The sequence below is a fragment of the Saccharothrix hoggarensis genome, assembly GCF_052936025.1.
Map to the genome: position 1 here is coordinate 4,514,963 of NZ_CP193624.1, position 19,961 is coordinate 4,534,923.

At 72.8% G+C, this 19,961-nt stretch carries 17 protein-coding genes; 7 read left to right on the plus strand and 10 right to left on the minus strand.

The window, feature by feature from the left end:
- The first annotated feature begins 119 nt into the window (after positions 1 to 119).
- The gene (locus ACRAKH_RS20425; RefSeq protein ID WP_447009184.1) at positions 120 to 1,739 is read left to right on the plus strand and encodes an acyl-CoA synthetase; all 1,620 of its coding nucleotides are present in this window, start codon (positions 120 to 122) and stop codon (positions 1,737 to 1,739) included.
- On the opposite strand, the gene ACRAKH_RS20430 is transcribed toward ACRAKH_RS20425, so the two are convergent.
- Positions 1,694 to 2,317 carry a CGNR zinc finger domain-containing protein gene (locus tag ACRAKH_RS20430; RefSeq protein WP_380728925.1) on the minus strand — a complete coding sequence of 208 codons (624 nt, stop codon included), beginning with the start codon at positions 2,315 to 2,317 and terminating at the stop codon, positions 1,694 to 1,696. The two genes, ACRAKH_RS20425 and ACRAKH_RS20430, sit on opposite strands and share 46 nt — an antisense overlap.
- Before the next feature lie 125 nt (positions 2,318 to 2,442).
- On the opposite strand from ACRAKH_RS20430, the gene ACRAKH_RS20435 reads away from it, so the two are divergent.
- From ACRAKH_RS20435 to ACRAKH_RS20460, 6 genes are all read left to right on the plus strand, one after another.
- Positions 2,443 to 2,982 carry a carboxymuconolactone decarboxylase family protein gene (locus ACRAKH_RS20435; RefSeq protein ID WP_380728927.1) on the plus strand — a complete coding sequence of 180 codons (540 nt, stop codon included), beginning with the start codon at positions 2,443 to 2,445 and terminating at the stop codon, positions 2,980 to 2,982.
- Positions 2,983 to 3,200: 218 nt separating this feature from the next.
- A complete protein-coding gene (locus ACRAKH_RS20440; protein WP_380728930.1) occupies positions 3,201 to 4,145 on the plus strand; it encodes a LysR family transcriptional regulator in 945 nt (314 codons plus the stop codon).
- A gap of 70 nt (positions 4,146 to 4,215) precedes the next feature.
- Positions 4,216 to 5,061, plus strand: a complete 846-nt coding sequence (locus ACRAKH_RS20445) for a sulfurtransferase (RefSeq protein ID WP_447009185.1) — start codon at positions 4,216 to 4,218, stop codon at positions 5,059 to 5,061.
- Between the two features lies 1 nt (position 5,062).
- Positions 5,063 to 5,365: a DUF1416 domain-containing protein gene (locus ACRAKH_RS20450; RefSeq protein ID WP_380729630.1), complete on the plus strand. Its 303-nt coding sequence runs from the start codon at positions 5,063 to 5,065 to the stop codon at positions 5,363 to 5,365.
- A gap of 242 nt (positions 5,366 to 5,607) precedes the next feature.
- The gene (locus ACRAKH_RS20455; protein ID WP_380729628.1) at positions 5,608 to 6,831 is read left to right on the plus strand and encodes an MFS transporter; all 1,224 of its coding nucleotides are present in this window, start codon (positions 5,608 to 5,610) and stop codon (positions 6,829 to 6,831) included.
- Positions 6,832 to 6,942: 111 nt separating this feature from the next.
- Entirely contained in the window at positions 6,943 to 10,143 is a 3,201-nt protein-coding gene (locus ACRAKH_RS20460; protein WP_380729626.1) for a LamG-like jellyroll fold domain-containing protein, read from the plus strand.
- Between the two features lie 49 nt (positions 10,144 to 10,192).
- Here ACRAKH_RS20460 and ACRAKH_RS20465 read toward each other — a convergent pair whose 3' ends face one another.
- The 9 genes from ACRAKH_RS20465 to ACRAKH_RS20505 all read right to left on the minus strand — a co-directional run bounded on the left by ACRAKH_RS20465 (position 10,193) and on the right by ACRAKH_RS20505 (position 19,957).
- Positions 10,193 to 10,801: an SGNH/GDSL hydrolase family protein gene (locus tag ACRAKH_RS20465; RefSeq protein WP_380729624.1), complete on the minus strand. Its 609-nt coding sequence runs from the start codon at positions 10,799 to 10,801 to the stop codon at positions 10,193 to 10,195.
- A gap of 127 nt (positions 10,802 to 10,928) precedes the next feature.
- Positions 10,929 to 11,471, minus strand: a complete 543-nt coding sequence (locus ACRAKH_RS20470) for a DUF2231 domain-containing protein (protein WP_447009186.1) — start codon at positions 11,469 to 11,471, stop codon at positions 10,929 to 10,931.
- A gap of 87 nt (positions 11,472 to 11,558) precedes the next feature.
- Positions 11,559 to 12,050 carry a hypothetical protein gene (locus ACRAKH_RS20475; protein WP_380724484.1) on the minus strand — a complete coding sequence of 164 codons (492 nt, stop codon included), beginning with the start codon at positions 12,048 to 12,050 and terminating at the stop codon, positions 11,559 to 11,561.
- Between the two features lie 56 nt (positions 12,051 to 12,106).
- Positions 12,107 to 13,321 carry a PP2C family protein-serine/threonine phosphatase gene (locus ACRAKH_RS20480; RefSeq protein WP_380724485.1) on the minus strand — a complete coding sequence of 405 codons (1,215 nt, stop codon included), beginning with the start codon at positions 13,319 to 13,321 and terminating at the stop codon, positions 12,107 to 12,109.
- 332 nt (positions 13,322 to 13,653) lie between these two features.
- Positions 13,654 to 14,592 carry a Gfo/Idh/MocA family protein gene (locus ACRAKH_RS20485; RefSeq protein ID WP_380724486.1) on the minus strand — a complete coding sequence of 313 codons (939 nt, stop codon included), beginning with the start codon at positions 14,590 to 14,592 and terminating at the stop codon, positions 13,654 to 13,656.
- Positions 14,589 to 16,763 carry an alpha-galactosidase gene (locus tag ACRAKH_RS20490; protein WP_380724487.1) on the minus strand — a complete coding sequence of 725 codons (2,175 nt, stop codon included), beginning with the start codon at positions 16,761 to 16,763 and terminating at the stop codon, positions 14,589 to 14,591. The genes ACRAKH_RS20485 and ACRAKH_RS20490 overlap by 4 nt, the downstream gene beginning before the upstream one ends.
- Positions 16,764 to 16,910: 147 nt before the next feature.
- The gene (locus tag ACRAKH_RS20495; protein WP_380724488.1) at positions 16,911 to 18,095 is read right to left on the minus strand and encodes an ROK family transcriptional regulator; all 1,185 of its coding nucleotides are present in this window, start codon (positions 18,093 to 18,095) and stop codon (positions 16,911 to 16,913) included.
- 9 nt (positions 18,096 to 18,104) lie between these two features.
- The gene (locus ACRAKH_RS20500; RefSeq protein WP_380724489.1) at positions 18,105 to 18,992 is read right to left on the minus strand and encodes a carbohydrate ABC transporter permease; all 888 of its coding nucleotides are present in this window, start codon (positions 18,990 to 18,992) and stop codon (positions 18,105 to 18,107) included.
- A complete protein-coding gene (locus ACRAKH_RS20505) occupies positions 18,989 to 19,957 on the minus strand; it encodes a carbohydrate ABC transporter permease (RefSeq protein ID WP_380724490.1) in 969 nt (322 codons plus the stop codon). Before ACRAKH_RS20505 ends, ACRAKH_RS20500 begins: the two co-directional genes overlap by 4 nt.
- Positions 19,958 to 19,961: the final 4 nt, after the last annotated feature.

Sequence of the window (19,961 nt, forward strand, 5' to 3'; positions counted from 1 at the left end):
CGAGCAAGGCCTGCCCGGAGGTCTCGGGCAAGGCGTACCCAGAAAAACCCAGCGCAGAAGAACCCGGCGCAGAAGAACCCGGCGCAGATGAGCCCGGCGCAGATCACCCAGGAGTGCAGATGACCGACGCGACCGAGGAGTTCCGCGCGGCCCGCGACGTGCTGCTGGCCCACCGCGAGGACCTGGACCGGGCGCGGGCGGAGTTCCGCTGGCCCCGGGCGCCCGAGTTCAACTGGGCGCTGGACTGGTTCGACGTGGTGGCCCGCGACAACGACCGCGAGGCGCTGCGCGTGGTGGGCGTCGCCGCGCTCACGTTCGCGGAGCTGTCCCGCCGGTCGAGCCAGGTCGCCCGCTGGCTGCGCGACCTCGGCGTGCGGCGCGGCGACGTGGTGCTGCTGATGTGCGGCACGCGCCCGGAGCTGTGGGAGGTGACGCTGGCCGCGATGAAGCTGGGCGCGGTCCTGACGCCGACCTACCCGACCGCGACGCCCGCCGAGATCGCCGACCGGTTCGCCCGCGCGGGCGTGCGGCACGTCGTCGCCGAGGAGGGGCTGGTCGAGCGGTTCGCCGACGTCCGGGTGCCCGGCCTCCGGGTGGCGCTGGGCGAGGTCGGCGGCTGGGTGTCCTACTCGGACTCGACCGCCGCGCCGGCGGAGTTCGCGCCGGACGGGCCGACCCACCGCGACGACCCGCTGTTCACCTACTTCACCTCGGGCACCACCTCGCAGCCCAAGCTGATCCGGCACACCCACGCCAGCTACCCCGTCGGACACCTCAGCAGCCTCTACTGGAACGGGCTGAAGCCCGGTGACGTGCACCTGAACGTGGCGTCGCCGGGCTGGGCCAAGCACCCGTGGAGCTCGCTGTTCGTGCCGTGGGCGGCGGAGGCGACGGTGCTGGCCGTGCCGACGCCGGAGCCCGCGGCGGTGCTGGACGCCCTGCACGCGCACCGCGCCACGTCGGTCTGCGCGCCGCCGACGGTGTGGCGCGGCCTGGTCCGGCACGGCCTCGGCGACCGTCCCGCCGCGCTGCGCGAGGCGACGACGGCGGGCGAACCCCTGAACCCGGACCTGTTCCACGCGGTCCGCGACCGCTGGGGCATCTCGCTGCGCGACGGCTACGGGCAGACCGAGGCCACCGGCATGATCGGCACCACGCCCGGCGGACGCGCCCGGCCCGGCGTGCTCGGCCGACCGCTGCCCGGCTACGACATCGTGCTGCTCGGACCGGACGGCGCGCCCGGCGACGAGGGCGAGATCAGCGTGGACCTGGCGAACCGGCCCGCGGGCATCCCCGCCGGCGAGGGCTACTACCGCACGGGCGACCTCGGCGTGCGGCACGCCGACGGGACGATCACCTGCCTCGGCCGGGTCGACGACGTGTTCAAGTCGTTCGACCACCGGATCTCGCCGCACGAGCTGGAACGCGTGCTGTGCCTGCACCCCGACGTGGCGGACGCGGCCGTGGTGCCCGTGCCGCACCCGATCGGCATGTGGGCGCCCAAGGCGTTCGTGGTGCGCAAGCCCTCCGCGACCGCGGACGCCGACGTGGCGACGGGCGTGTTCGACCACGTGGCGCTGGAGCTGCCGCCCGAGAAGGCGGTGGCGGAGATCGAGTTCGTCGACGTCCTGCCGCGCACGGCGTCCGGGAAGGTCCAGCGGGCACGGCTGCGCGACGCCGTCCCCGGCGTGGTCTACGAGGCGGATTCCTCGACGGCGTCGCTCTCGCGCCGCCCGTAGTAGTAGCGGCTGACGCGCGCGCGGTTGCCGCACGCCGAGGAGCACCACTGCTGGCGGTGGTGCTCCTTGACGAAGTACAGCACGCACAACGGCGCCGGGCAGGCCCGCAGCTGCTCGCGCGCCGGGCTGGCCAGGAACCGGGTCGCGACCCACGTCAGCGAGGCGATGGCGCGCGACCGGTCGTCCAGGTCGACGGGCACGGACCAGTGCAGGTCCGGTTCGCCGTCGCCGGGCCACACCAGGTGCGGCGTCACCTCGGCCTCGCGCAGCACCTGGTTCACCGTGGCGAGGGCGACGGCGAGGTCGGGCAGCTCGTGCGCGTCCGGGGCGCTGGGCGGGTCCGGGGCGACGGCGTGGGCGAACAGCGCGCGCAACGCCTGGCGCACCTCGACCAGCCGGTCCGCGGTGGCCGAGTCGGCGGGCACCGCGTGGGTCGGGAACATCGGCCAGCGCTCGTGGACCTGGTCGAGCCAGCCGCGCAGGCCCTCCGGGCTGCGCAGGACGTCCCGCACCCGGCCGCGGGTCCGCCGGACGACCCGAACGGTGTTCACCAGGGTGAGCGCCAGCTGAGTGTCCACGGCGTGACTCCCGTCCCTCGACCGCCTTAATTAACGCTAGCAGGGCCTTGACGGCATGTGTCCAACCACTCGACAATGATGTTGGTACTAATACTTACAAGACTCTCTAACCATGAGGAGCCTGGATGTCTCGCATCCCGCTGGTCGAGCCGGACTCGGCCCAGGGCGAAGTAGCGGAGATGTTCACCGCGATCAAGGACCGGCTCGGGCGCGTGATCAACATGACCCAGGTCATGGCCAACTCCCCCGCCGTGCTCAAGGGGTACCTCGGACTCAACGGCGCGCTGGCCAACAGCTCGGTCGGGCGGCTGACCGGTGAGCGGGTGGCCCTCGCGGTCGGCGAGGCCAACGGCTGCACGCTCTGCCTGTCGGCGCACAGCACGCTGGGCGCCAAGGCCGGCCTGAGCGAGGACGAGATCATCGCGGCCCGCCGCGGCACGTCGTCCGACCCGAAGCAGGCCGCCGCGATCGCCTTCGCGCTCCGCCTCCTGGAGACCCGCGGCACCGTGTCGGACGAGGAGCTGGCGGAGGTCCGCGCGGCGGGCTTCACCGACGGCGAGGTGCTGGAGCTCGTCGCCTACACCGCGCTGAACGTGTTGACGAACTTCGTCAACAAGGTGTCGGACACGCCGATCGACTTCCCCGAGGCCCAGCCGCTGAGCTGAGCGGATCGGGGTGGTCCAGCCGAGCGTGTGCGCACACGCTCGGCGGACCCGTTCTGCGTGGAGGCACCCGCACCGGACGCCCGTGCGGCAAGCCGAAGCCCCTTTCGGCCGGTACGGAGTGCGGCGGTTTGGGCGCTTGTCGGAGTCCGATGCAACAGCCATGCTTCTGCTAATACTCTCGACTAGCAAATAGCATTAGTGTGCCTGGGGGAAGACTCGTGAGCGCTGCCGTGTACGACTTGTCGATCCACCAATTACGGACTTTCCTGGAGGTCGCGAGAACCGGCAATCTCACCAAGGCGGCCAACCGTCTCGGTTACGCCCAGTCCAGCGTCACGGTGCACATCCGCACCCTCGAGCGCAGGCTGGGCGTTCGCTTGTTCCACCGCCACTCGCAGGGCGTCCGGCTCACCGACGAGGGCGAATCGGTCATCGGCCACGCCTCGCGCCTGTTCGAGGTCATCGACGACATGGTGCGGTCCGTCGGCTCGTCGGAGCCGGTGCGCGGTCGGGTCGCCATCGGCGGCCCCGCGGTCCTGACCAGCTACTACCTCGGCCCGCTGCTGCGCAAGTGCCACCAGGTCTACCCGGAGCTGCGGCTGAGCACGCGCACCCTGCGCCCCTCCGACATCGAGAAGACGGTCCGCACGGGCGAGGTCGACCTCGGCTTCGTGCTGACCGAGGACTGCGGCGACGACCAGTTGCGCGACGGCCCGCTGCACTGGCGGACCCTGTGCGCGGTCGACTTCGTCGCCGTGTCCACCACCAAGGCGGGGGCCCGGGTGGACGACGTCGTGCTGGTGGACGACCCGGAGTGCGTGGCGCAGCAGGTGATGGCGCGCGAGTTCCGCCGCCAGTTCGGCCGGCCGCTGCCCAGCCTGGAGGTCGGCTCCATCGCGAGCGCCGTGGACAACCTGCGCGACACCACCAACGTCGCCTTCGTGCCGTACGTCGCGGTCAAGGAGAAGATCGACCGCGGCGAGCTGTCCATCGTCTCGCACTTCCCCAGCGCGCACGTGCACGCCCGCGCGATCTGGCGCGCCGAGATGACGAACGCACCGACCCTCACGGCCGTGGTGCGCCACGCCGTCGAGGTCCTCTCCGACCCGGTCGCCGAGCTGGCGACGGTCGCACCCACCTGCGCGTTGGCCACCGCCGGCTGACGATGACACGCACCGGACAACGGCGCCGCCACACAGGACGGTGTCGGAACAACAACAATGGAGCAGCTCGATGAGCCGTGAAGACGTCCTGGTCTCGGCCGCTTGGTCCGAGGAGAACCTCACCACGCCCGGCGTGGTGTTCGTGGAGGTGGACGAGGACACCACCGCCTACGACGGGGGTCACATCCCGGGCGCGGTGAAGATCGACTGGAAGAAGGACCTCCAGGACCCCGTCCGCCGCGACTTCGTCGACCGGGCCGGTTTCGAGAAGCTGCTCTCCTCGCGCGGCATCGCCAACGACGACACCGTCGTCCTCTACGGCGGCAACAACAACTGGTTCGCCGCCTACGCCTACTGGTACTTCAAGCTCTACGGCCACCAGTCCGTCAAGCTCCTCGACGGCGGCCGCAAGAAGTGGGAACTCGACGGCCGCCCCCTGGACAAGGAGGTCGTGGTCCGCCCCGAGACCACCTACACCGCCCAGGAGCAGAACCTCGCCATCCGCGCCTTCCGCGACGAGGTCGTCGACTCCATCGGCAACAAGAACCTCGTCGACGTCCGCTCCCCCGACGAGTTCTCCGGCAAGCTCCTCGCCCCCGCCCACCTCCCCCAGGAGCAGGCGCAACGCGCCGGCCACATCCCCAGCGCGATCAACGTGCCGTGGAGCAAGGCCGCCAACGAGGACGGCACCTTCAAGTCCAACGAGGAACTCGCCGAGATCTACGGCGAGGCCGGCTTCGACGGCTCCCGCAAGACCATCGCCTACTGCCGCATCGGCGAACGCTCCTCCCACACCTGGTTCGCCCTGCACGAGCTCCTCGGCCACGAGGACGTCAAGAACTACGACGGTTCCTGGACCGAGTACGGCTCGCTCATCGGCGTCCCCGTCGAACTCGGCACCGGCAAGGAGGCCTGACATGAGCCTGGACGGCTGCGGCGCGCCCCCACAGGGCGGCCACATCGACGTGGGGGCCAACGAGGTGGTGGTGAGCGGCAAGGTGCTCACCGCGGGCGCGCCGGTCGGCGGGGCGTACGTGCGCCTGCTCGACGCGTCGGGCGAGTTCACGGCCGAGGTCGTGTCCTCTTCGGAGGGTGACTTCCGGTTCTTCGCCGCGCCGGGCAAGTGGACCGTGCGGGTGCTCTACCGCGACGTCAGCGGGCAGTCGGACGTGGTCGCGCTCGGTCCGGGCGTGCACGACGTCGAGGTGTCGCTGAACTGACCGAGGACGGGGCGGCGGCACGCGAACCCACCGCGCATCGCAAGCCGCCGCCCCGTCCTTGTTCTTCGGGCACACTGGATGTTCGGCCCACGCCGGTTCTTCGGGCGCACCCGATCTTCGGCCCACGCCGGATAGTCGAAGTTCTTCGGGCACGCCGGATCGTCGGTACGCGCCGGATCTCCGGTACGCGCCGGATCGGCGGGCACGCCGAATTGTCGGTGGGTGCCGGCAGGTTCGGAGCCGTGACCCGCACCCCTCCTCCGCTGCTGCGCGACCCGGCGTTCCGCTGGTACTTCGTCGCCCGGACGTCCTCCCACCTCGGCGACGGCCTGATCTCCATCGCCCTGCTGTTCGGCGCGCTGCGCCTCGGGGCGTCGCCGACCGAGGTGGGGCTCGTGCTGCTCGCCGGCCGGTTGCCGGTGGTCGTGTTCACGATCGTCGGCGGCGTGGTGGGCGACCTGGTGTCGCGCCGCGCCGTCATGCTGGCCGCCGACGTCGTCCGGTTCGCCTCCCAGGGTGTGACGGCCGTCCTCCTGATCACCGGCACCGCGACCCTGTGGCACCTGGCGGTGTTGCAGGCGGTCGCGGGGACGGCCAACGCCTTCTTCGCGCCCGCCGCGGCGGGCCTGGTCGCCGACGTGGTGCCCGAGGCGCGACGCCGTCAGGCCAACGCCCTGCTCAACGCCGCCCAGAACGCCGCGACGCTCCTCGCCCCGGTGGTGTCGGCGACGTTGGTGGCCACGGTCGGCGCGGGCGTGTCGTTCGCCGTGGACGCGGCCACGTTCGCGGTGAGCGCCGTCTCGCTCCTGGCCCTCAAGGCCCCGGACCGGGTGGTGCCCCGACGGCCGGCGCTGCTCGACGCCCTGCGGCACGGGTGGCGCGACTTCCGCGCCCGCCCGTGGTTGCAGGCCACCACCGTCCAGGTCGCCGTCATCAACGGCGCCTGCATCTCGCCGTTCCTCGTCATCGGCCCGATCATCGCCGACCAGCGGCTGGGCGGTCCGCTGGCGTGGGCGTTGATCGGCAACGGCTACGCCGTCGGCGCGTTGCTGGGCAGCGCCGTCGTCCTGCGCTGGAGGCCGCGCCGCCCGCTCCGGGTCGCCGTCACCATCCCGGTCGCCCTGGCCCCGCTGCTGGTCCTGCTCGCCGCTGGCGCGCCGGCGCCGGTGCTCGCCGCCGCGGCGGTGCCGGCGGGCGTGCAGTCGGCGATCTACGCCGTGCTCACCAGCACCGCCCGGCAGGTCCACGTGCCGGCCGACCTCGTCGCCCGGGCCACCGGGTTCTCCACCGTCGTGGGGCTGGCCGCCGCGCCCGTGGGGATGGCGCTGGCCGGACCGGTGGCCGAGCGCGTCGGCACGGACGCCGTGCTGCTCGCGGGCGCGCTGATCGCGGTGCTGAGCGTGCCGCCGGCGCTCGCCGTGCGCTCCGTCCGGCACCTCCCGGCCGAGTCGACGCCGGGTGTCTGATCCTGTGCGAGAGCGCTCCCATCACCCTTCCTTGTTGTTGTCCTTTGCGGGACGTTGTGGATAGATGGGCGATGCTGTGATGGCACTCACAGTCAGGACCAAGGAGAACCCATGCTCCGCACCGTTGCCCGCATGTCCACCCTGCTCTTGGCCTTGATACCCGCCCTGTCGACCGGCCCCGGTCCCGCCGCCGGCGCCGAGCCCTCCCCCGTGCACGGCCTCAAGGGCGAGTACTTCCGCATGTCCGCTCCCGGCGCGCGGGACTTCGCCGAACTCGGCGGCGTCGCGCTCGACCCCACCATCGACTTCGCCGGCCTGACCGGCACGTTCGAGTCCTTCACCGGGCGGACCGAACACGTCACCGCCCGCTGGACCGGTCAGCTCACCGCCCCGGAGACCGGCGACTACACCTTCCACGCCATCGGCGACAACGGCTTCCGGCTGTTCCTCGACGGCCAGCCGGTCATCGACCACTGGGTCGGCGACTGGGACGTCGAGCAGCACAGCCGGCCCGTCCACCTCGTCGCGGGCCAGGCGCACGACTTCCGGCTGGAGATGTTCCAGGACGTCGGCGGCGCGACCATGTTCCTGCGCTGGTCGTCGGCCACGACCGGCAAGCAGGTCGTGCCCGAGTCGGCCTTCACCCCGCCCGCCGGCTTCCGCGTCTACCCGGTCGCGCTGACCGTGTCCGGCACTGGCCTGGAACTCGAAGCGGCCTTTGACAACGATGTCACCGCCCTCGGCGACCTCGTCCGGCACCTGACCGTGGAGGCGGACACCGTCCCGATGCCGGTCGCGTCGGCGGCCGTGGCGGACGACCCGTCGCGGGTCGTCGTGACGTTGGCCGAGCCGATCCAGAAGGGCCAGCGGATACGCGTGGCGTACGACGGGCGCGGCGGTCTGGAGGTCGGCGGCGAGGCCGTGCCGCAGGTCGTCCGCACGGCGGCCAACACCTCGACCCACCGGCTGAAGACCGAGTGGGGCGAGCGGCTGGACGCCGAGCACCCGCTGCCCGAGTACCCGAGACCGCAGCAGGTGCGGCGGGACTGGCTCAACCTCAACGGTCCCTGGGAGTTCGCCGGTGCGAGGGCCGGTGAGGAGCCCGCGTTCGGCCGGGCGCTGCCCGAGCGGATCATCGTGCCGTTCCCCGTCGAGTCGCAGCTGTCCGGCCTCGAACGGCACGAGGACCACATGTTCTACCGCCGGCAGTTCACCGTCCCCCAGGACTGGAAGGTCGGCAGGGGCCACCGGCTGAAGCTGAACTTCGGCGCGGTCGACCACCACGCGCGGGTGTGGGTGGACGGCACGCCGGTCGCCGAGCACACCGGCGGCTACACCGCGTTCACCGCCGACGTGACCGACGCGCTGCGCGGCGAGAGCCCGCACGAGCTGCTGGTCGCCGTCACCGACACGACCGGCGACAACCAGCCGATCGGCAAGCAGTCCCGCAACCCCGGCGGCATCGTCTACACGCAGTCGTCCGGGATCTGGCAGACGGTGTGGCTGGAACCCGTGCCCGACAAGGCGATCGACGACGTCGTGACCACGCCCGACCTGGCCGCCGAGGCGCTGGTGGTGCGGGTGGAGTCGGCGACCGCGTCACCGGACGCCGTCGTCCGGGTCACCGCGCGGGACCACGACGGCGAGAAGGTCTCCTCGGTCACCGGCAAGCCGGGCGCGGACCTGACGCTGCCGATGCCCGACCCGCACCTGTGGTCGCCGGACGACCCGTACCTGTACGACCTCGACCTGAGCCTGACGGACGGGTCGAGCCACGACCGCGTCGAGAGCTACTTCGGCATGCGGTCCGTCGGCGTCCAGGACGTCGGCGGGTTCCCCAAGCTGGTGCTCAACGGCAAGCCGATCTTCTCGCTCGCCCTGCTGGACCAGGGTTTCTGGCCCGACGGCCTGCACACCCAGCCCAGCGACGAGGCCCTGCGGTTCGACCTGCGGGCGCAGAAGGACCTGGGGTTCAACGCGGTCCGCAAGCACATCAAGATCGAGCCCGCCCGCTGGTACCACCACGCGGACCGGCTGGGGTTGTTGGTGTGGCAGGACTTCGTGTCGGCGAACATCACCGACGAGACCGGGCAGGAGGCGTTCCTGACGGAGGGCCGGCGGGCCATGTCCCAGCTGCACGACTCGCCGTCCGTGATCGGCTGGGTCGTGTTCAACGAGGGCTGGGGCGAGTGGGACCGGGAGGAGACCGGCCGGATCGCCGAGGCGGTCAAGGCCGCCGACCCGTCCCGCGTCGTGAACGCGCACAGCGGCGTCAACTGCTGCGCGTCCAAGGGCGACTCCGGCAAGGGCGACGTCATCGACCACCACGACTACCTCAACCGCGACGCGCCGTGGCCGGACGCGACGCGCATCGCGATGGACGGCGAGCACGGCGGCTTCACCCTGCGCACGCCGGGGCACCAGTGGCCGGGCGTGCCCGCCGCGATCTACAGCGGCGTGGCGGACAAGGCGGCGTTGACGGCGAAGTACGTGTCCAACACCGAGACCTACTACCTGGCGGCGGCGGGCGCGGAACTGTCCGGCTCGGTCTACACGCAGGTCACGGACCTGGAGACGGAGCTGAACGGGTTGTGGACCTACGACCGGCGGGAGATCAAGGTCGACCCCGGCCCGGTGCGCGAGATCAACCGGCGGGTCGTCGAGGCCGGCGCCAACGCCGCCGAGGACGCCACCTACCCCGGCCGCGGCACGTGGCTGCTCGACGAGGGCAGCGGCACCGCGGGCGCCGACAGCAGCGGCGGCGACAGCCCGGTGACGCTGCACGGCGGCACGAGGTGGGGCGCGGGGGTGCGCGGGTCGGCGTTGGCGTTCGACGGCGACGGCGACTTCGCCCAGACCGCCGCGCCGGTGCTCGACACCAGGGGCGACTACACGGTGGCGGCGTGGGTGACGATGGAGTCCCTGCCCGGCAACTACGCCACCGCCGTCAGCCAGGACGGCCGGCGCACCGAGAACCCGTTCTACCTCCAGTACGGCCAGGGCCGGTTCGCGTTCAGCGCGCCGGGCGGACGTCGGGCGACGCACGAGGTGACGCCGGAGCTGGGCCGCTGGTACCACCTCGTCGGCGTGCACGACACCGCGGCGGGCGAGCTTCGGCTCTACGTGGACGGGCAGCGGGTGGCGACCACACCGGCCGGTCCCGCGGAGGTGAGCACCGGCCCGTTGACGATCGGCCGGGCCAGGTACGCGGGCCAGTCCGTCGACTGGTGGCACGGGTCGGTCGACGAGGTGCGCGCGTTCGGCCGCGCCCTCGGTGACGCGGAGGTGGGACAGCTCTTCGCGGACCGGTGAACGACGTGCCCGCCCGTCGGCCCCGGCGGGCGGGCACGACCGCCCCGGCTCAGGCCGCCCAGCGTCCCGCCGCCGCCACGACGTGCGGCGTGAGGGCGTCGGCGATGAGCGCGTACCCGGCGGGCGACGGGTGGAAGCGGTCGGCGGAGAACAGGCCGGGTTCGGTGGCGAACCGGTCGAACAACTCGGACCCGACGGCCGCCACCACGCCTCCCGCGCGGACCACGGCGGCGGCCTGCGCGTGCGCGTACAGGCCGCTGGCCTGCGACACGAACGCCCGGTAGGCCGGCGGCACGTGCGAGACGACGCCCAGGTCGGGGGCGGTGGCCACCACCACCTGGCCGCCCGCGCGACGCAGGTCGGCCACGGCGTCGTGCAGCAGGCCCGCGCCCACCGCGGGCGGGGTGAACGACGTCAGGTCGTTCGCGCCGATCACGATCAGCGCGAGGTCGACCCCGGTCGGCACGGCGGCCCGCACCTGGGCGGGCAGGTCGGCGGAACGCGCGCCGGACACGGCGTGCACCCCGAGGTCCACCGGGTGCCCCGCCGCCCGCAGCTCGGCGGACAACAGCGGGCCCAACGCCTGGTCGGCCCGCGCGCAGCCCACGCCGACGGCCAGCGAATCACCCAGGACGCGGAAGCGGAGTTGCTTGGTCATCACGGGGACAACGTCCGGACCCGTCCCCGTGCTCCCGAACGACGTCGAGGTCACACCACCCGCGTCACACCACGGTCCGCGTCACCACGGGTCCACGTCACCACGGCCCGCGTCAACACGGCCCGCGTCACCACGGCCCGTCCACCGCCGGGACGCGGGCCTCCTCCTGCCACCGGCCGACGCCCGAGCCCTGCGCGTAGGACAGGTGGCCGCCGAGCGCGCCGCCTGCGCTGAGCACCAGCAGCCCGACCAGGCCCCACACCCGCGCCGCCCGGTCGCCGCACCGGGTCGAGGCGAGGAAGCAGCCCGCCGCCAGCGTGTTGACGACGGCGTGCAGCGCGCCCACGCGCCGCTGGGGAACGTCCAGGTGGGAGAAGTCCGCGAGGCCGAGCAGCACCGTCGGCGGGGTCGCGGCCAGCCCGACCAGCACCAGCCGACGTGCGGCGGCACGATCGCCGAAGCCCACGTCGAGCACGGCGGAGCACACCCACGCGCCGATCGGCACGGTCACCAGCAGCGGGTGCACGGGGTGGCCGAGCCACGCGCCGCGCAGCAACCGGTCCGCCCGGCCGCGGCCCAGCACCCGTCGCACCGCCCGCGCGACCGCGCCGGCCGGGGCGTCGACGGCGCGGGCCGACTCGGCGGCGTGCAATGTCCGACGTATGACCATGCGCCCCGGTTACCCTGCGCCGACCCCCCGAACCGCCTCAATGCGTGCGGAACGGCGGTCGGCGGAAACGGGCGGCGGGAACGGCGGTCAGCCGGACGGCGCCGCGAGGAACGCCTCCGCCCCGGCACGGGCCCGGAACGGTTCGAGGTCCGCGCGTTGGCGCGCGGCTCGCTCGATCAGGTGGTCGAAGTCGACGTCGGGCAGGCGGTCCTTCAGCCCGGCCTGGTCGCGCAGGGTCGTCCAGAGCTGCTTCTTCCCGTCGATGCCCATCGCCAGGAACTCCAGCTCCTCGAACCGGCTCAGCGGCGAGTACGACGTCAGCCGGCCGTTCCGCTTCAGCCGTCCCACGCGTTCGGCGAAGACGGCCGCGCCCGTCTTGACCGGGTCGGTGCGCACGCCGACCCGGCGCATGATCGAGCGGAACGTCCCGACGTCCTCCGCGATCCCGATCGCGACCCCGGCGAGCACCCGGCCGAGTTCGGTGCCGCGGTTGTTGCGCTGGGCACGTCGCGCCAACTCGCGCCACAACACGCCCATCGCGAGCTGGTCCTTGAGGTAGATGCCCAGGAAGTCGTCCACGGGCAGGTGGTACCCGCCGGTCGCCCGTCGAACCCACCCGCGAGGTCGGGTCCGGCTCAGGCGTCGACGGTGTGCCGGACCGCCAGCAGCGCGATGTCGTCGGTGGCGGGCCGGTCGCCGACCAGCACGTTCATGATCCGGACGCACACCGCTTCCGGCGTCGCCGGGGCCACGGACTCCCGCAGCTCCCGCAACCGGTCGTCCAGGTCCTCCCCGCGCCGCTCCACCAGGCCGTCGGTGTACAGGACGACCACCGCGCCCGGCCGCACGTCGAGCCGGACGCTGCACCGGCCCGTGACGGCCAGGTTGTAGCCGACGGGCGGGCCGACCGGGGCGTCCGCGAACCGGGTCGGCCGCCCCGGTTCGGCGACGAGGGGCGGCAGGTGGCCGGCCAGGGCGAGGTCGAGGTGGCCCGCCGCCGTGTCGACCACCGCGTAGGCGACGGTGGCCATGGTGTGGTCCTCGAAGTGACTGGCCTTGCGGTCGAGCTTGCCGAGCACCACGGCGGGGTCCGCGAACTCCAGGGCGTACGCGCGCAGGGCGCTGCGCAGGCGTCCCATGACGACGGCGGCGGGCAGCCCGCTGCCCACGACGTCGCCGATCACGAGCCCGATGCGCCCGCCGGGGAGGCTGAACACGTCGTACCAGTCGCCGCCGACACCGCTGTCGGTGCCGGGGACGTAGCGCGCGGCCAGCTCCCAGCCCTCGGTGGCGGGCAGGGTGCCGGGCAGGAGGCTGTCCTGGAGCATCGCGGCGGCGGCGCGCGCGGACCGCGACCGGTGCATGTGCGCGGCCATCGCGAGCCGGTCGGCGACCAGCCGCAGCAGGTCGACCTCGTCGTCCGTGAACTGCCGCTCCGTGGTGCTGCCGACGTGCAGCACGCCGGTCAGGTGGCCCTGGGCCACCATCGGCACACCCAACAGGACCCGCAGGCCGCGTTCCCACAGCAGGGGGTTGACCACCGTCGACGCGTCCACGTGGTCGAGGCGGACGGCTTCCCGGCGCTCGGCCACCCGTCCGGCGAAACCCGCCCCGACCGGCACCCGGACGCCCTGGAAGACCTCTTCCTCCAGACCCACGGTCGCCTTGGCCACGAGCTGGGTGCCGGCGGCGTCGGTCAGCAGGACGGTGACGGTGTCGACCGCCAGCAGGTCGTGCACCTGCCACAGCAGCACGTCGAAGAGCTTGTCCAGGTCGAGGTCGCGCAGCGCGCTGTCGGTGACGGCCTCCAGCACGCGGAGCCGCACCTCCGAACCTCGCGGTTCACCCATCCGTCGACCCCGTCCACGTCCTGATCGTGCACACCGAGTGATCAGCACGACCGTGTGACGCTTGCCAGTCGAGCCGGTGCCGAGCAAACCACAATACCTGGATAGCTAGTCTGCCGAACAAACCACTCGCGCACACGAGCGCATTTTCGGCGGCACCCGACGTCACCGGACCCGAATCGGCCCTACCTGCGACGACGAGGTCGCCGTCACACTTCGAGGTGATCCGCCGGCGAAGACACGCGTGCCGGGAACGCGGCGAAGAATGTCCAAATCGGGATCAGAAAATGGTGACCGTTGTCGTGTGGGCGTCGCACGGCATTCACCGTGCGTGATCAGAATGGCACCCGATCGGCCGTCTCTCTCACCCGGCAGCACAGCTCCTGCGTGCGGAGGGCGTCGGCGTAGTCGCACACCAGGAGGCTCGGGTCCCCGCTGCCGACCGCGGCCAGGAACCGCTCGTCGGCGATCACGAGCGGGTCGCGGCCGACGGGCGCCTCGTGGCTGCCGTCGGCGTCCTCGCGCCGCAGGACCTTGTTCGTCAACGTCAGCTTCCGGCCTTCGCAGTGGAACTCGATGCCCGCGTCCACGGTGGCGTGCAGCACGCACGTCGCGGTGAACACGGCCAACGGCCCCGAGTCGAACGCGAGGGTGGCGGCGCTGACCGCGGCCACGTCGAGGTCCGGGTAGGGGGCGAGCGGCACGTGCCGGGCGACGGCGTGGAGCACGTCCGCCTCGCCCAGCAGGAACCGCGCCAGGTCGTACAGGTGGGTGGCCTGCTCGACCACCTGTCCCCCGCTCTTCGCCTCCACCCGCCACCACGGGACGGGCGGGACGAGGCCGTGCCAGGCCGCCCGCACCAGGTGCGGGGGCGTCTCCGCGAGCATCCGGCGCAGGTCGGGCACGACGTCCATGCCGCGCCAGTAGTAGCCCGCGCCGGCGATCAGCCCGCGGTCGCGGACCCCGGCGGCGACGCGGCGCGGCACGTCGAGGTCCACGCCGATCGGCTTCTCGACGTAGAACGGCACGCCGTGCTCGATGAGGGTGTGCTCGATGTCGCCGTGGGCGGCGGGCGGCACGCAGATCCACGCCGCGTCGACGTCCTCCCGGGCCAGGAGGTCGGCCGTGGTCCGGTACGGGCGGCCGCCCCAGCGTGCGGCGGCCTCCTCGACCCCCGTGCGGCCGACGTGGCCGACGACCTCGGCGCCGAGCCCCGTCAACGCCGCCGCGTGCCGTCCGGCGATGTAGCCGGCGCCGATCAACGCCACCCTCACCGGGCTACCTCCCCGTCCACGGCCTGCCACAGCTCGACCCGGCTGCGCCAGTCCTCGGTGTGCCGCGGCGGCGGCGGTGGCGGGAACGCCGAGGACAGGCCGACGCCCATCAGGACGGCCCCGGTGGTGACCAGCCCGTCGCTGTCGCGCCGGTAGCGCCGGTCGGCGTCCAGCCCGCGCAGCCTGATCCGGCGCGGCCCCTCGCCGGCGACGCCGCGCACCTGGTAGACGAACACCACCGCCTCCCGGCGGTCGCGGGAGACGTACTGCACGGCGCACGGCTCGGTGTCGCTCGGCGGGACCAGCCAGTGCTGGTCGCCGTCCTGGATCACCGGCCGCAGCCGCTTGTACTCGGCGATCAGCTCACGGGCCTGCTTCCGGTCGTCCTCGCCCCACCCCGCGATGTCGCCGGAGATGCCCAGCACGCCCTGCATGGCGACGTGGAAGCGGAACTCCAGCGGGCTGGTGCGCCCGGTGGTCGGTTCCGGCGCGTCGGCGACCCAGCCGACCATCGCGCGCGGCGCGTAGGCGCGGCTGAAGCCGTGCTGCATGCGCAGCCGGTCGCCGGGGTCGGTGTTGTCGCTGACCTGCGCCACGTCGGCCAGGCCGAGGATGCCCAGATCGACCCGGCCGCCGCCGCCCGCGCACGTCTCGATCATCAGGTCGGGGAACTCGGCGCGCAGCCGCCCGATGACCTCGTACACGCCCCGGACGTGGCGCACCCACACCTCGCGTCGCCGTTCCGGGGCCGCCCGGGGCCAGCCGACCTCGGTGTACGGGCGGTTGTGGTCCCACTTCACGAAGTCGATCCGGTGCTCGGCCAGCAGCGCGCGCAGCTTCGCCAGGACGCCCTCGCGCACGTCCTCCCGGGCGAAGTTCAGCACGAGCTGGTTGCGCGACAGGGTCGGCTCCCGATCGGGGAGGTGCAGCACCCAGTCGGGGTGGGCCCGGTACAGGTCGCTGTCCGGGTTGACCATCTCGGGCTCCAGCCAGATCCCGAACCCCATGCCCAGCCGGTGCACCTCGTCGACGAGCTGCGTCAGGCCGCGGGGGAACTTCGCCGGGTCGACGACCCAGTCGCCCAGCCCGGCGTGGTCGTCGTTGCGCGCGCCGAACCAGCCGTCGTCCACGACGAACAGCTCGACGCCGAGTTCGGCCGCGTGGCCGGCGAGCGCGACCTGGTGCTCCACCTCCACGTCGAAGGCGGTGGCCAGCCAGGTGTTGTAGTGCACCGGCGGCGGCGTGGTGCGGTGCCGGGCGGGCAGCACGTGGTCCCGCTGGTAGCGGTGCAGCAGGCGCGCCGCGCCGTCCAGGCCGTCGTCGGTGTAGCCGCACGCCAGGGACGGGGTCCGGAAGTCCTCGCCGGGGTCGAGGTGCCAGGCGGAGTCGAACGGGTGGAGGCCCGCGACCACGTGCAGCGCGTCGTTGCGCTCGGTCTCCAGCACGATCGACCAGTTGCCGCTCCACGCCAGGGCCCCGAACCACACCGGGCCGTCCTCGCCCGCACGGGTGACGGCGAACCAGGGGTTGGCCTCGTGGCTGGTGAACCCGCGTCGGCTGTCCAGCACCACCTTGCCCGGCGGCAGCGCGCGCCGCGTGAGCTGGTACTCGTCGCCCCACCGGCCGTGCAGCGTCCACGACTCGTAGCGCGCCGGCGGCAGGCCCAGCACGGCGCTCGCGACCCGTTCCACGCGCAGCGGGTCCGGCCCCCGGTTGCACACGCGCGCGTCACGCACGACGATGCCGTGCTCGGCGAGCACGGCGAACCGGTGCTCGACCACGAGGCCCGTGGCGTCGTCGTCGAAGACGAGCACCAGGACGTCGTCCTCGATCCGGTCGTCGCGCCAGGTCAGGCGGGACACCGACGAGCCGTCCTGGCGCTGCACCACCAGTCCCGGCTCCTTGAACGCGCGATCGCCGTAGGTCGAGGCGGCGAGCGGGACGCCGTCCAGGAAGTGCGCCTGCGATGCCCGGTTCCACGGTGTGTGCGGGAGGTACGCGTCGCCCGACAGGCCGTCCCCGACGCCGCCGCCGTCATCGCCCCAGTGGTCGAGCCGGAGCGCGCCGTCGTCGGCGACGGACAGCAGCATCGCGTTGCGCGAGGTCCGCAGCAGCCACGCCGGTCGTCCGGCGCAGGTGGTCCGCGTGATGGCGGGGTCGTCGGCAGGCATCGCTCTCCTTCGGGGAATCGCCCGGTCGTGAGGCACGAGTCGTCAAACAGAAGTCAGACACGGTCAGGCAGCGGTCAACAGGGGTCAGGCAGGGGTCGTCGGAGTCGGAAGTCGTCGAGGCCGGGCGGGTCGGAACCGCTCGCGCGGTCAGGCGTCACGCACCGGTTCGGGGACGAGCCGGGCGTCCACCGCCTCGGCCGAGAACACCTGGTCGATCACCATGTGCCGGGCGCCGTGCACGCCGGCGCGGTCGCCGAGGCCGCACTCGACCACGGCCAGACTGCTGGTCAGCACCGGCACGGTTCGCTCGTACAGCCGTTCGCGCACGCCCACCAGCAGGTGCTCGCGGGTGAGGGCGAGGTCGCCGCCGATCACCACGACGGTCGGGTTGAGCAGCGCGACCGCCGTCGCCAGCACCTCGCCCAGCAGCCGGCCCGCGTCCCGGACGAGCGTGATCGCGTCCTCGTTGCCCTCCTCGACGAGGCGGACGACGTCACGGCTGGTCCGGGCGTGGATGCCGCGCTCGGTGAGCTGACGGGCCAGCGCCGCACCGCTCGCGTGCGCGGCGAGGCAGCCGGTGGCGCCGCACCGGCACCGCGCGCCGTCGACCGGCCGGGCGATCCGGATGTGCCCGATGTCGCCGCCCTGGCCGGTGGCGCCGCGTTCGGGCCGTCCGCCGAGGATGACGCCCGCGCCGATGCCGGTGCCGACCTTCACGAAGAGCAGGTTGTCGACGTCGGGGTAGCGCTCGCGGGCCTCGCCCAGGCCGAGCAGGTTGGCGTCGTTGTCCACGAACGCCGGGCAGCCCAGGGCGTCGGACAGCGTCTTCGCCACCGCGACCCCGTGCCAGCCGGGCATGATCGGCGGCTCGACCGGCCGCCCGGTGCGGAAGTCGACCGGGGCGGGCAGGCCGACGCCGATGCCCGCGAGCTGTGCCCGGTCGCGGCCGGCGTCCTTGAGCAGGTCCCGGAACCGCCGGACGACGGTCTTCAGCACCACGTCGGGCGCCTGGCCGACGAGCAGGTCCTCGGTGCGCTCGGCGAGCATCCGCCCGCCCGCGTCGGTCAACGCGAACCGCGCGTGCGTGGCGCCGACGTCGGCGGCCAGCACGAGCTTGTCCGCCTCCTCGAACGACAGCACCTCGGCCGGCCTGCCCGCCGTGCCGCGCCGCTGCTCGACCGCCCGGATGTAGCCGGCGGCGATGAGCTGGCTGAGCCGCAGCGCCACCGTCGAGCGGGACAGCCCGGTGAGCTCCTGCAGGTCGCGGCGCGTCCTCACCCGCCCGGACCGGATGAGGAGGAGGATCTCGCCGGGTGATGCCGTGAACGCCATCCGCGCGGCCTAGCCCTTCTCCGCGCCGCTGGTCAGCCCTTGGGAGAGCAGCCGCTCGGTCAGGAAGAACAGCAGCACGATCGGCAGCGTGATGACGACCGACCCGGCCATGAGCACGGTCGTGGAGATCTCGATGCTGCCCGACAGCTGCGCCAGCCCCAGCGACACGGTCCACCGGTCCCGCCGCTCGACCAGGAACAGCAGCGCGAACAGGAACTCGTTCCACGCGATCATGAACACGAAGATCCCGGTCGCGATGACCGACGGCATCGCCAGCGGCAGGCTGATCCGGCGGATGACGCCGACCCGGCTCAGCCCGTCGACCAGACCGGCCTCCTCGACGCTCCGCGGGATGGTCTCGAAGTAGTTCTTCAGCATGTAGATGGCGACCGGCACGGTCTGGGCGATGTAGACGAGCACGAGGCCGACCAGCGAGCCCCGCAGCTGCATGCGGGTGAGCATGACGAACAGCGGGATCGCCAGCACGATGCTCGGGAACAGGTACACGACGAGGAACAGCGAGCTGACCTGACGCCGGCCGAAGAACTCCAGCCGGCTCACCGCATACGCGCCGGGGACGGCGATCACGAGCGCCACCACCACCGACGCGGACGCGACGACGGCGCTGTTGCCGAGCAGGCTGAGGAAGCCCTGCCCGCCGTCCGCGACCGGCCGCAGCACGGCGGCGTACGTGGAGAAGGTGAGGTCGCCCAGGTCCACGAGCAGCGAATCGGGGCGCCGCAACAGGTCCTCGATCGGACGCAGCGACAGCATCAGCATGTAGTAGAACGGCAGCAGCGTGGCGGCCAGGAAGAACACGACCACCAGCGGGCGCAGGACGGCGAACACCGCCCGTTCCACCCGGTCACGCGTCCACGGCCGTCGAGGCGCGGTCACGGCTTGGCCCCTTCCCGTCGCCGCAGCAACCACAGGTACGCGCCGACCAGCACCACCAGCACGGCGGCCAGCAGCACGGACTGGGCCGCGGCGGCGCCGACGTTCCGCTGCACGGTGAGCAGCTCGTAGACCCGCACGCTCACCACCTCCGTGCCCGCCGCCCCGCCCGTCAGCAGGAAGATGTCGTCGAACTCGTTGAACGTCCAGATGGTCCGCAGCACCACGAGCACGGCGATGACCGGCATCAGCTGCGGCAGCACGATGTGCCGAAACCGCTGCGTCGGCGTCGCCCCGTCCACGGTCGCCGCCTCTTCCAGGTCGCCGGGCAGCGCCGACAGCCGGGCCAGCAGGAACAGGAACGCGAACGGGAAATATCGCCAGCCCTCGAACGCGATCACGGTCAGCAGCGCGGTCGGCACGGGGACGTCCAGGCCGAACAGCGTGACCACCCCGCGCGCCTGCGAGAGGAACGCGATCGGGTCGTCCCAGCCGAACAGCTCCCGGCCCCAGCTGTTGACGATGCCGAACTCCGGGTTGAGCAGCACCCGCCAGACGAACGTGACCGCGACGACCGGCGCGACGTAGGGGATCAACATCGCGGCGCGCACGAACGACCGGCCGGGGAACGGCCTGCGCACCGCCAGCGCCGCGACCAGCCCCAGCAGGATCGCGAGGAACGTCGAGCCGGCGGTGTAGGCGACCGTGGTGCGCAGGCTCTCCCACAGCACGTCCGAGCCGAACACCCGGGCGAAGTTGTCGAGCGTCAGCTTCTCGAACAGCCCGGTGCGGCCGACGTCGATCAGCCGCACCCGCTGGAACGCGATGAGCACCGACCACGCCAGCGGCACGAGCACGACCGCGAGCACGATCACCAGGGTCGGGGTGAGCAGCAGCAACCCGGTGCGCGCGTCGTGCTGCTTCAGCGTGCGCCCGCGCCGCGGCGTGACGTCGACCGACGAGTCCACGTGC